The organism is Nocardia sp. NPDC049526 (genome assembly GCF_044465765.1).
Classification (GTDB): Bacteria; Actinomycetota; Actinomycetes; order Mycobacteriales; family Mycobacteriaceae; genus Nocardia.
The window spans coordinates 881,437-893,879 of sequence record NZ_JBITMA010000001.1; the positions used below are offsets into that span (position 1 = coordinate 881,437).

Sequence of the window (12,443 nt, forward strand, 5' to 3'; positions counted from 1 at the left end):
CCTCCAGACGAGATCGGTTCGTGAATCGGTCATAGCACTCGCCCCGGACAGGCGGTGGGAGATCGGTCGCGTGTCGCGCGACGGCATCGGGACGACGGCTGTCCGGAAACCGACTGTTCATGCTGCTCCTCGCGGTGTGAGCGACGGGCCCGGAGGCGGTAGCTTGCCTAACCACGAGGGGCAGGCCCCGGGAACACCGCAATTCGAACACAGCCGGCCGGGGTGTGATGAACTTGCTGCATGGGCATCAAGGTGTCGCTCGAACACCGGACCACCTACACCTTCGACCGGTCGGTGGAGGTCCATCCCCATGTGGTGCGATTGCGGCCCGCGCCGCATTCGCGGACCAAGATCGAGGCGTACTCGATGCGGGTCACCCCGGACGATCACTTCTGCAACTGGCAGCAGGACGCGTTCGGGAATTTCCTTGCCCGGCTGGTCTTTCCGAATCCGGCGCGGGAGTTGTCCATCACCATCGGATTGATCGCCGATCTCGAGGTGATCAATCCGTTCGACTTCTTCATCGAGGATTACGCCGAGCACTTTCCGTTCGCCTACAGCCCGGAGTTGGTGGCGGATCTGGATCCGTATCTGCGTCCGGTCGATGAATCCGAGCCGGGTTCGGGACCGGGTGCGCTGGTTCGCGAATGGGTGCGTGCGTACATGCCGACCGATCGGCCGCGCACCATCGATTTCCTGGTCGCGGTCAATCAGGCGCTGCGCGATGACGTCGGGTACACGATCCGGATGGAGCCCGGCGTGCAATCGCCGGACCACACCCTGCGCAGCGCGATCGGGTCGTGCCGCGATTCAGCGTGGTTGCTGGTATCGATGCTGCGGGAATTCGGGCTGGCGGCGCGGTTCGTCTCCGGATATCTGGTGCAGTTGGCGCAGGACGTGCCCGCACTCGACGGGCCGTCGGGCCCGCCCGCCGATTTCACCGATCTGCACGCCTGGACCGAGGTGTTCCTGCCCGGTGCGGGGTGGGTCGGACTGGATCCGACCTCCGGACTATTCGCGGGCGAGGGGCATATACCGCTGGCCGCGACACCGCATCCGACCTCGTCGGCGCCGATCACCGGCGCGACCGGCCGGACCGAGACGACCATGGATTTCGCCAATACCGTGCGGCGGGTCCATGAGGATCCGCGAACCACATTGCCGTACACCGCATCCCAGTGGGAGCGGATCACCGCCGCGGGTGCGGCGGTCGACGAGCGCATGGCGGATATCGGGCTGACCATCGGTGGCGAGCCGACGTTCGTATCGATCGATGATCAGACCAGCCCGGAATGGACGACCGAGGCGGACGGGGCGCGCAAACGCGAACGCGCCGTCGATCTCGCCGATCGGTTGCGTCGCATCTATGCGCCGACCGGGTTGGTGCAGTATCGGCAAGGTAAATGGTATCCAGGAGAACCGTTGCCGCGCTGGGAGATTGCGCTCGCGTGGCGCGCCGATGGCGAACCCGTCTGGACGCGTCAGGATCTGCTTGCTGATCCGTGGACGCCAGCGAGGACGCTTGCCTCGGTGCCGGAGGGGGAATCCGTCAGTGTGGAGCCGATGGCTGAGCACTCGGGAGATATGGCGCGGCCGCAGTCGACCTCGTCCGATGAGACGGTGCCGGGGGCAGCGGTGGGATTCGGGCCAGGTGTCGGGAAACTTGCGGTGCTGGAGCATCATTCGAACGATGGCGTGGCGAGTTCGTCTGGGGCGCAGCCCCATTCGGATGTTCCAGGCGGATCCGCGTCGATCGGCAATGGCGCAGCGACTCCTGACGGCTCATCGGTCCGGCGCACCCGCCGGCCGAGGCTCGCCGATCCGGAGTCGGCCTGGGCACTGATCGCACATGTCGCTGCAAGTCTCGGTCTGCCGGACACCCAAGTGCGTCCGGCTTATGAGGACCCACTGGCCCGGCTGGCTGGCAGTGTCCGTGCGCCGGAAGGGGATCCGGTAGCGCCGGCCGATGATCTGGAACTGGATTCGGCGCAAGCGCGCAAGGAACTGTTGGCGCGGCTCGACGCGGCCGTGACCGCGCCCGCCGCCTATTTGCTTTCGCTGTATCGCCGCGCGGACGGTGCCGGGTGGGCGAGTGCCGACTGGCGGATGCGGCGCGGTAAGTCGGCCGATCAGCCGGAGGGGCGAATCGTATTGTCGGAGGGCGATTCTCCGGCCGGTCTGCGGTTGCCCCTGGATGCCGTCTCGTGGCAGCCGCCGCGTCCGCGCCCGGACAGTGATCCGCTGTTCATGAGACCACTACGGTTCCCACGGACCGAACCATCCGCCGTGGTGGAGGACCCGGATTGGGAGCCGACCACCGCACTCGTCGGCGAGGTCCGCAATGGCAGACTGCACGTTTTCCTGCCACCGCTGGAAGAACTCGACGACTTCCTCGAGCTGATCCAGCGTGTCGAGGCGGCCGCGGTGGCGGTGGATCAGCCGGTGGTGCTCGAGGGTTACGCCCCGCCCGTCGATGCCGGGCTGCGCACCCTCTCGGTCACACCGGATCCCGGCGTGATCGAGGTGAATGTGCAGCCGACCGCCTCCTTCGGCGAACAGGCGGAACTGCTTTCGACGCTCTACGAGCAGGCCGGACTGGCTCGGCTCGGCACCGAATCCTTCGATGTCGACGGGACGCACAGCGGAACCGGCGGCGGCAATCACATCACGCTCGGCGGCGTGACACCCGCGCGCTCGCCGCTGCTGCGCCGTCCGGATCTGCTGGTGTCGATGCTGACCTACTGGCAGCGGCATCCGGCGCTGTCGTATCTGTTCGCCGGTCGTTTCGTCGGTCCGACCTCACAGGCGCCTCGGGTGGACGAGGGCCGCGAGGACGCGCTGTACGAATTGGAGATCGCCTTCGCCGAAATCGCTCGGCTGAGCGGGGATTCGGACGCGCCGTGGCATATCGATCGGGCGCTGCGTCATCTGCTCACCGACCTCACCGGCAATACCCACCGCGCCGAATTCTGCATCGATAAGCTCTACAGTCCGGAAACGGCAAGGGGCCGACTGGGATTGGTGGAGCTGCGCGGCTTCGAGATGCCGCCGCATTTCCAGATGGCCATGGTGCAGTCGCTGCTGGTGCGCGGCCTGGTCGCACGGTTCTGGGCGGAACCGTTGCGGGCCAAACTGATTCGGCACGGCGCGAATTTGCACGGCCGTTATCTGCTGCCGCATTTCCTGATGACCGATATCGCCGAGGTGGCCGCCGACCTGCGGGCGTACGGCATCGAATTCGACACCAGCTGGCTCGACCCGTTCACCGAATTCCGCTTCCCGCGCATCGGGACCGTGGTGCTCGGCGATGTCGAAATCGAGCTGCGCGGCGCGATCGAGCCGTGGAATACCCTCGGCGAGCAGACCGTGGCGAGCGGCACCGCCCGCTATGTCGACTCCTCGGTGGAGCGGCTGCAGGTGCGGGTGGTCGGCGCGGACCGCGACCGTTTCGTGGTGACCTGCAATGGGATGCCGGTGCCGCTGCTCGCCACCGACAAGGCCGATGTGCAAGTGGCCGGAGTGCGCTATCGCGCGTGGCAGCCGCCCAATTCGCTGCATCCGACCATCACCGTCGACGCGCCGCTCGTATTCGATCTGATCGATGCCGAGACCGGGTTGTCCCGCGGCGGCTGCACCTATCACGTCGCACATCCCGGTGGCATGGCCTATGCGGAGCCACCGGTCAATGCGGTGGCCGCGCAATCGCGCCGCAACCGGCGGTTCGAGGCGGGCGGTCACACCACTTCCCGGGTCGATCCGGGGGAGCTACGTGCGAAGATGGCAGCACAGTCCATCGACATCGGCGCGCCGGGCATCCTCGATCTGCGCCGGGCGCGCACGGTGTGGGGACTGGTCAGCGATCGGTAAGCGAGGGGCGGACGTATGTCCGCGCTCCAGACAACGTCTGGCAGGGGAAGCGAGGTCGGCGCGGTGACTATGCGCGACGAAGCGCGAGGCTCGGGTGCTCGGGAATCCGAGACGACGCTGCTGAATGCCGGACGGCTGAGTGTCCGCGAGCAGGTCGCCGAACAGTTCGCCAGATATCGCGCCGAGGGCGCGGATACCGCGGGCTACGACGAATGCGGTCGGCCGATGGGCGGATATTACGACGAGCTGGTCGATCCCGCGGGTGGTGTGCGGCGCATGTGGTCGGAGCTGTCCGCCGATTTCGTGGAATTGGGCACGACCGGGCTCGGGCGGCTGGACAGCCGGGTGCGCAGACTCATCGATGACGACGGCATCTACTACACCGAGGCGGGCGCGGTGGGCGAACCGCCGATGCCGACCGCCTGGCGGCTGGATCCGATTCCGCTGCTGGTCTCCGCCGACGACTGGACCCGGTTGGAGGCCGGGCTGGTGCAGCGCTCGCGGGTGCTCGACGAGGTGCTCACCGATGTCTACGGCGCGCGCCGCACCATCACCACCGGTCTGCTGCCGCCGGAGGTGGTGTTCGGCAATCGCGGATATGTGCGGGCCGCGCACGGCATCACGATTCCCGGGCGGCATCAGTTGTTCCTGCACGCCTGCGATCTCAGCCGGTGGAGCGACGGACAGTTCCGCGTGATCGCCGACTGGGCGCAGGCGCCATCGGGTGCCGGATACGCGCTGGCGGATCGGCGGGTGGTGTCGACGGCGATTCCCGAGGCCTTCGAACATTCCAATCCACGTCCGCTCACGCCGTTCGCGCGGGCCATGCGGTTGATGTTGATCGAGTCCGCGCCGATGGCCGATGACGATGATCCGGTCGTCGTGGTGCTCAGCCCCGGTGTGCATTCCGAAACCGCTTTCGACCAGGCCTATCTCGCCTCGACGCTGGGTTTTCCGCTGGTGGAGAGCGCGGATCTGGTGGTGCGCGACGGTGCGCTCTGGATGCGCTCGCTCGGCAGGTTGAAGCGGGTCGATGTGGTGCTGCGCCGGGTGGACGCCGAATTCTCCGATCCGCTTGATCTGCGGCCGGATTCGCGGCTCGGGGTGGTCGGGCTGGTGGAGGTGTTGCGGCGCGGTGCGGTGACCGTGGTGAATACGATCGGCAGCGGGTTGCTGGAGAATCCGGCGCTGGCCGGATTCCTGCCGCGGATCTCGCGGGCGCTGCTCGGCGAGGAGTTGGTGCTCGAGAGTGCACCAACGTACTGGGGTGGCGATGACAGCGAACGGTCGCATCTGATCGCGAATCTGGATCGGCTGATCATTTGTTCGGCGGTCGACGGTGCGACGCTGTTCGGTCCGGAACTGTCGAATGCGGAACGTGCGGAACTCGCCGCTCGGATCGAGGCCGGCGGCTGGCAGTGGGTCGGGCAGGAGCCCGCGCAGTTCTCGGTCGCGCCCGCGGTGCAGGGTTACGGTGGACTCGCCTCGGCACCGGTCGGTATGCGATTGTTTTCGCTCGCCCGACGCGGCGGCTATACCGCGATGGAAGGCGGACTCGGCCAGCTACGCCAACGCCTGCAACCCGAGCGAGTAGTCATAAAGGTTGCCGCCAAGGATATTTGGGTCCGCGCGGCCCCGACCGCCGTCGCCGCCATCAGCACCGAACCCGCCCGTGAGGAACGCGAACGCCGCGCCCCGACAATCGAACCGGTCAGCTCCCCCCGCGTACTCAACGACCTGTTCTGGATGGGCCGCTACAGCGAACGCGCGGAAGCCGTTGTGCGACAGTTGATCGCAACACACAACTGCTACCAGGACTACCGCTACCGCCCCTGGCTGGAAGGCGCCGACGCACTACCCGCACTCATGGCCGCACTGGCCCGCACCACCGGCACGCTGGCTCCGCTCAGTGTGCTGCCTGATGGTGTACATGGTCCCGGGGTAGTGGAGAAGGTGGCCGAGCCGGGATCGACCGGGGCGGAGTCGCGCCCGTCGGCTGCACGGTCACAAACGCAGTCACAGGCGGCAGGACCCGGTCCGCGTGGAGCAGGGACGTCGGGTCCGGCCGGAGCGGAACCGCCCGGATCGCAAACGCAATCGGTCGGGCAAGGGGCAAGTGCCACGGGAGCGGCATCGGGCTCCGTTGACCCCTCGAAGCCGGTCGCGGCGATTACCGCGCGGTCGGTGGTGCCCGGGGTGGGGCGGGAGGGGCATGACTATTTGGTGGCGTTGACTGTTGATCGGGATATGCCGGGGTCGATGGCGTTTGCGATCAATCGGTACGGGTCGGCGGCGCGGGCGGTGCGCGATCAGTTGTCGGTGGATACCTGGATGATTCTGGGCGCGGTGGATCGGGCGCTGGTGGAGTATCGGTTCACCGGTGACGATCAGGAATCGGCGTTGTCGGCGGTGCATTCGCTGTCGTTGGCTGCGCTGCTTTCGCTGTCCGGTATCGGTGCCGAATCGCTGGTGCGCGATACCGGTTGGTACGTCATGGATATCGGCAAGCGCATCGAACGGGGGCTGTCGTTGACCGCATTGCTCGGGGCCGCGCTGACGACGGTCTATCCGCCGGAAGCCGAGCGCGTGGTCACCGAAACGGTGCTGAAGGCGACCGAGTCGTCGGTGAGTTACCGTCGGCGGCACCGGGATTCGGTGCGGGTATCGGCGGTGGCCGGGCTGCTGCTTTTCGATGCCGGGAATCCGCGCTCGCTGGCCTATCAGCTCGACCAGCTCGACGCCGACTTCCAGGCGTTGCCGGGCGCGTCGGGATCCTCACGTCCGCAACGACTGCTGGCCGATGCCCAGCGCATGCTGCGCCGGGTGGATCCGGCCGATCTGGATATCACCGATGCCGAGGGCCGACGTACCGAACTGGCCGAGTTGCTGGAGGGCGTGCATTTGCGGTTGCGCAAGATCTCCGAATCCTTCGAGACCACGAAACTGGCGCTGCCGGTCGGCATCCAGCCGCTGTGGGGTAGCACGAGGGTCGTTGGATGATCGCGCGCAACGCCACCGCCCGGCGCTATCGGGTCGAGCATCGCACCACCTACAAGTATTCCGACGAGGTCACCAGCTCGTATGGGCGCGCCTATCTGACGCCGCGAGAGTTCCCCGGACAGCGCCTGCTTTCGCACGAGATCCATATCGATCCGACGCCATCGGACCGCTCGATCGGCACCGACGTGTACGGCAACACCACGTCGTATTTCCATGTGACGGCGCAACATACGAAGCTCGTGGTCACCGGGGATTCCGTGGTCGAGGTCGAAACACCCGATGCAACCGCGGTGAGCGCCACCGGCAGGCCTTGGGAGCAGGCCCGCCCGTCCACCGCCACTGGCCCGCTGGCGGTGGAATTCACCCTCGACCTGCATCCGCCCGAGATCACCCCCGAGGTCACCGCATACGCCGCCGAATCCTTGACGCCCGGCAGACCGCTGCTGGAAGCCGTAACCGAACTCAACACCCGCATCCACGACGACTTCACCTACAAATCCGGCTCGACGACGGTCTCCACCAAAGTCGCCGACGTCTTCGCCGCACGCGCGGGCGTCTGCCAGGACTTCGCCAGGATCGGCGCCGCCTGCCTGCGCTCACACGGACTGGCCTCGCGCTATGTATCCGGTTATCTGGCAACCGATCCGCCGCCGGGTAGGGAACGCATGGTCGGCGCGGACGCGACCCACGCCTGGTCCGCGGTATGGGTTCCCGGCGATACCGCACACGACCGGACCGGTCACTGGATCGGCTTCGACCCCACCAACGACCAATTCGCCGACGAGCGGTACGTGACCGTCGCCTGGGGTCGTGATTACGCCGATGTGCCCCCGCTGCGTGGCATCATCTACACCGACGCCAGGCAGAGCTCGATCACCGTATCCGTCGACGTGGCGCCGGTAGAGGTGTAGCGATATGCGCGATTTCACCTGTCCGAACTGCGGACAACAGTTGGCCTTCGAGAATTCGGTGTGCCTGTCCTGTTCCAGCCCACTGGGTTTCAGTCTCGCCGATCGCGCGCTGGTGGTGATCGGCGATCCGCCGGGCGATGCGGCGGTGGATCGGTCGAACGGCGTCGTCGATCGCGACCGGTTCCGGCTCTGCGACAACTTGCATGTGGCGGAATGCAATTGGTTGGTGCCGGTGCCCGGTGCCGAGGTCTCGGTCAGCGCGATCGTGCCGCCTCCCTCGGGTACGTCGGAGGATGCCTGGCAGATCACGGCGTCGCCCGCGGATGGCAATGAGGGACCGCGACTTTGCGAATCCTGCCGCCTTACCCGCACCCGTCCCAACGATCTCGACGCCGCGGGCCTGCAGGCCTTCGCCGAGGCCGAGGCCGCCAAGCGCCGACTGATCATGGAACTGGTCGAACTCGGCCTGCCGATCGTCGGCCGCGACCGGAACCCGCACGCCGGCCTGGCCTTCGACCTGCTCTCCAGCGCTACCGACCGGGTTGTCACCGGCCACAAGAACGGTGTGATCACCGTGGATCTGGCCGAGGCCAACGACCCGCATCGCGAACAATTGCGCATCGAGATGGATGAGCCGTACCGCACCCTGCTCGGCCATTTCCGCCACGAAATCGGCCACTACTACTTCTCGGTGCTCGTCGCCGATGACGATGCCGCGCAACGCTTCCGGAACCTGTTCGGTGATCCGGACGCCGATTACCGAACCGCGCTGGACCGCCACTACTCCGAAGGCGCACCCGCGGGCTGGGAAACCGACTACGTCTCCTCCTACGCCACCATGCACGCCGCCGAGGACTGGGCCGAAACCTTCGCGCACTATCTGCACATCCGCGATGCTCTCGACACCGCCGCCGCCTTCGGCTTGGCCCCCGCCGGCGCGACCCTCGACCGTCCCCAAGTCGGCCGCGCCGGCTTCGACCGCATTATCGACCTCTGGCTTCCCCTGGCCTGGTCACTCAACATGGTCAACCGCTCAATGGGCCACGACGACCTCTATCCCTTCGTCCTGCCCGACCCGGTGCTCGAAAAAATGCGCCTGGTGCACGACCTGTGCACCACGCCGGAGCCCCGCTGACCTAGCCGACCCCGTTGGTCGCGATCACGTGGTCCACGATGCCCTCCGGTCCCCATTGGCTCTGCGCCAGCGCCTCGTATACGCAGATCAGCAGCAAAATCCGAGCCCGCTGTCCGACCGTCAACTCGGTATCCAGGTACGATTCCTGGACTCGCAGGCCGGCGCCCGACACCCGGCGCGGGCTGGGCTCCGACAGTAACCAGAACAGCTCCGGTCCGATCAAGGTCGAGCGTCCGCCGGTTTCGGTGAACCACCGGGACGAGTATTCGATCATCAGGTCGGTGAATGTTTCGCCGCTGCTGATCGATTCGGCGAATTGGTTCAACGCGCCCGAGCGATCGATGCCGCTCTGGATCACCGACGCGAGCCGCCCCGCGACGTCCCGGAATTGTTCTACGCCCTGGTCTTGCCAAACGGTAAAAGCCATCGCTTACTCCATCGACGTGTCCGATTGTGGCTGAAGCAGTTTCGAGTCAGAAGGGGTTGATCTTTGTTTTGCCGCCCGCGCCGTTGGTCGCGAATGTCGGAGTGATCCGCGGCGAGGCTGCTGTCCGAGGCAGTGCGCTGGCCGGCAGCTTTTTCGGAGCGACAGGCAGCGGGTCGGTATTCTCCAGGATCGTGACGCCCCGCGGGGACACGACACGCTCTTCCTGCGGTGCCGAATCCCAATCTTCCTCTGCCGCGTCGTCGCAATCGTCCTGCGCCGCGAAATCCCAATCCTGCTCTGCCGCTTCGCCGCGGTCTTCCGGCGTTACTGGTGTGCGGTCCTCTGGCATTGCCGGTACGCGAACCTCCTTCGCTGCGGGTGCCTGCTGCGCCGCGGGTGGTGCCTGCTGCGCTGCGGGGGTCTGCTGCGCTGCGGGGGTCTGCTCGGCGATGCGCCCGCGCCCGAACAGCATCAGGGTGAGATGCACCGCGAACAGCATGGTCAACGGCATACCGGCGTACAGCGACAAAGACACGGGGCTACCCCCGATTTCGCGCGCGTACTCGATATTTCCGGCCACCGACACCAGCGTCCAGAAGACGAACAGCGCCGTGGCGTACCACCAGGCCGAACTTCGCCTCTTGAAGGTGGCGGTGGCGATGATCGAACCGATGACCAGTCCGTCGATGGCGATCGGCACATTCGCGGCGAGCGCCGGAGCCACCAGATTTCGCACCGACAGGTCGTGCAATGCGGCAAACGACATTTCGAATGAGGTGAGTGCGACGACGCCCGTGACGATTGCCGAAGCATGTAGCGGGCGCGGCCGCCATGCCCGTAGCCGGGTGACCAAGGACGGCCGACGATCTGTCGATGCCGACTGTGCCTCTAGCAGTTCCGATTCCGTTGCTGTGATCGTCGCCATAGCGGGAGCGTATCGTGCATCACTCCGTATTCCGCCGAGGCTCCCGGCGAAAACACGGCGCGTTGTCCGTATATCGGACATCGCGCCCAAATCCGCCATGCCCGATGACGGCGTGGCTGCCCCCGCTCGCCGATCACCGCGATCGGCGCGGATCAGTGCTCAGGCGCGCAAGCGTTCTCGGCGGAGTTGGTCCACCTCGGGCAGGTGCAGTGGGGGCAGTTCATCCACGCCGAGGACGCGCGCGAGCAGGAGGTCGGCGAGTTCCGGATTGCGGGCGAGGGCGGGGCCGTGCATGTAGGTGCCGATGGTCGAGCCCTGGACCACGCCCTCGAGTCCGTCGCCGACACCGTTGCCCACACCGCGGGTGACGTGCGCGAGTCCGGTGGCGTCGCCACCGAGTTTGGTTCCGCCGCGATGGTTTTCGAAGCCGGTGAGGGCGGCGGTGAGGCCGGGGAGCAGCGGGGTGGTCGTCACCTCGCCGATGGCGCGCTTGGTCTGCGGGGAGGTGGTGACATCGATGAGGCCGACGCCGTCGACGCGCTCGCCGGTGGACGTCTCGTACCAGTGGCCGAGCACCTGGATGGCGGCGCAGATGGCAAGTACCGGAGCACCTTTCGCGGCGGCCCGCTGCAGGCCGGGATAGCGCTGCAGATGCCGGGTGGCCAGGCGCTGTGCCGAATCCTCCGCTCCGCCGAGGGTATAGATGTCGAGCGACTCGGGAACCGGGTCGGACAGGGTGATTTCGACGATCTCGGCGTCGTGGCCGCGCATGCGCAGTCGCTGCCGCAGCACCAGCGCATTGCCGCCGTCGCCGTAGGTGCCCATCACATCGGGTAGCACCAGGCCGATTCGTACGGTCGATTCGGGCCCGCCCGTCACCCGGCCACCACCCCTCATCGAATCGCTACGCGATGCTGCCATCAGTTCTGCTCCTCCAGATCGCGGTTGAGATCGCGGAACGCGGTGTAGTTGGCCAGCACCTCGACCCGTCCCGCCGGACAGGATGCGATGGCGTGCAACGGATCCGGCACCGTGGTGTGCCGGACTCCGGCATAGGTCAAGCGCACCGCGAGATCGGTGGCGCGCTCACCGGCGGCCACCACCTGGATGCCCTCGAAATGCTCGAATCGCACATCCCACAGCCAGGACAGATCCTCGCCGTCGGGCACCTGCCCGTTCACCGCGATTACCAGCCCGGCCGAATCGGGCTCGATCATCGACAGCGCCTCCTGCCAGCCCGCCGGATTCTTCGCCAGCAGCAGCCGGGCGGCGTGCTCGCCGACCTGCACCGTCCGATAGCGACCGGCGATCTCGCGCACCGTACCCGCCGCGGTCGCCGCCGCCGCCGGATCCGCACCGAGGGCGACCGCCGCGGCGACCGCCTGCGCGGCATTGCCCTTATTGGCCCGTCCGGGCAGCGCCAATTTCAGCGGCAGCCGGACACCGTCGGGTCCGACCAGCTCATCGCCGTCCAGCCACCAATTCGGTTCGGGCCGTTCGAAATCCGTGCCGGTGCTGCGCCAATGCGCACCCTCCCAGACGATCGGCTCACCGCTGCGCGGACAACTCGTCGCATCCATCGACCAACCGCTGCCCGCCGCGACCCACACCACGTTCGGATGGTCGTAGGCAATGGAGGTCACCAACACATCGTCGCAGTTGGCGATCACCACGGTCTGCGGATGCCGCGCCAGTCCGGCGCGCAGCTTGCGCTCGATCATGTTGATCTCGCCGACCCGATCCAACTGATCGCGGCTGAGGTTCAGCAGGACGACCACGGACGGATTCAGCGAATCGGTGACGTGCGGCAGATGCAGTTCATCCACCTCGATCGCGGCCAGCGGCGTCCCGCGGTGCGCACTCAGCGCGGCCACGATGCCCGCGTCCATATTCGCGCCGTCGGCCTGCGTGGCGACCTTGCCGAGGGTGCTCAGTGCGGCGGTGGTCATTCTGGTGGTGGTCGACTTGCCATTGGTGCCGGTCACCAGCACGGTGCGCCGCCCGCGGCCCAGCTGATCCATGATCGTCTTATCGATCTGCAGGGCGATCAGCCCACCGATCATCGACCCCTTGCCGCGGCCCGCCTTCTGCGAGGCCCACGACGCTGCCGCCGCCGCCCGCAGCGCGAGTCGACCGCGCACCGTTATGTCTGCCACGCCGCGAGTCTATGTGTTCTGC

At 66.9% G+C, this 12,443-nt stretch carries 8 protein-coding genes; 4 read left to right on the forward strand and 4 right to left on the reverse strand.

Features of this window, described 5'->3' with window-relative positions:
• The first annotated feature begins 240 nt into the window (after positions 1-240).
• The 4 genes from ACIBW7_RS03880 to ACIBW7_RS03895 all read left to right on the forward strand — a co-directional run bounded on the left by ACIBW7_RS03880 (position 241) and on the right by ACIBW7_RS03895 (position 8,913).
• The gene (locus ACIBW7_RS03880) at positions 241-3,867 is read left to right on the forward strand and encodes a DUF2126 domain-containing protein (protein WP_397043753.1); all 3,627 of its coding nucleotides are present in this window, start codon (positions 241-243) and stop codon (positions 3,865-3,867) included.
• 225 nt (positions 3,868-4,092) lie between these two features.
• Positions 4,093-6,867 (forward strand): circularly permuted type 2 ATP-grasp protein, encoded by a 2,775-nt coding sequence (locus tag ACIBW7_RS03885; protein WP_397044195.1) that lies wholly within the window; start codon positions 4,093-4,095, stop codon positions 6,865-6,867.
• Positions 6,864-7,778 carry a transglutaminase N-terminal domain-containing protein gene (locus tag ACIBW7_RS03890; RefSeq protein WP_397043754.1) on the forward strand — a complete coding sequence of 305 codons (915 nt, stop codon included), beginning with the start codon at positions 6,864-6,866 and terminating at the stop codon, positions 7,776-7,778. Before ACIBW7_RS03885 ends, ACIBW7_RS03890 begins: the two co-directional genes overlap by 4 nt.
• Positions 7,779-7,782: 4 nt before the next feature.
• Positions 7,783-8,913 carry a putative zinc-binding metallopeptidase gene (locus ACIBW7_RS03895; protein WP_397043756.1) on the forward strand — a complete coding sequence of 377 codons (1,131 nt, stop codon included), beginning with the start codon at positions 7,783-7,785 and terminating at the stop codon, positions 8,911-8,913.
• Position 8,914: 1 nt separating this feature from the next.
• Here the strand turns inward: ACIBW7_RS03895 and ACIBW7_RS03900 are convergent, their stop codons facing one another.
• From ACIBW7_RS03900 to ACIBW7_RS03915, 4 genes are all read right to left on the reverse strand, one after another.
• Positions 8,915-9,340, reverse strand: a complete 426-nt coding sequence (locus tag ACIBW7_RS03900) for a hypothetical protein (RefSeq protein ID WP_397043758.1) — start codon at positions 9,338-9,340, stop codon at positions 8,915-8,917.
• Positions 9,341-9,386: 46 nt separating this feature from the next.
• Complete coding sequence (locus ACIBW7_RS03905; RefSeq protein WP_397043760.1) at positions 9,387-10,265, reverse strand: DUF2637 domain-containing protein; 879 nt, start codon at positions 10,263-10,265, stop codon at positions 9,387-9,389.
• Positions 10,266-10,424: 159 nt separating this feature from the next.
• Positions 10,425-11,162, reverse strand: a complete 738-nt coding sequence (locus tag ACIBW7_RS03910; protein ID WP_397044197.1) for a type 1 glutamine amidotransferase — start codon at positions 11,160-11,162, stop codon at positions 10,425-10,427.
• 23 nt (positions 11,163-11,185) lie between these two features.
• Complete coding sequence (locus tag ACIBW7_RS03915; protein ID WP_397043762.1) at positions 11,186-12,421, reverse strand: MurT ligase domain-containing protein; 1,236 nt, start codon at positions 12,419-12,421, stop codon at positions 11,186-11,188.
• Positions 12,422-12,443: the final 22 nt, after the last annotated feature.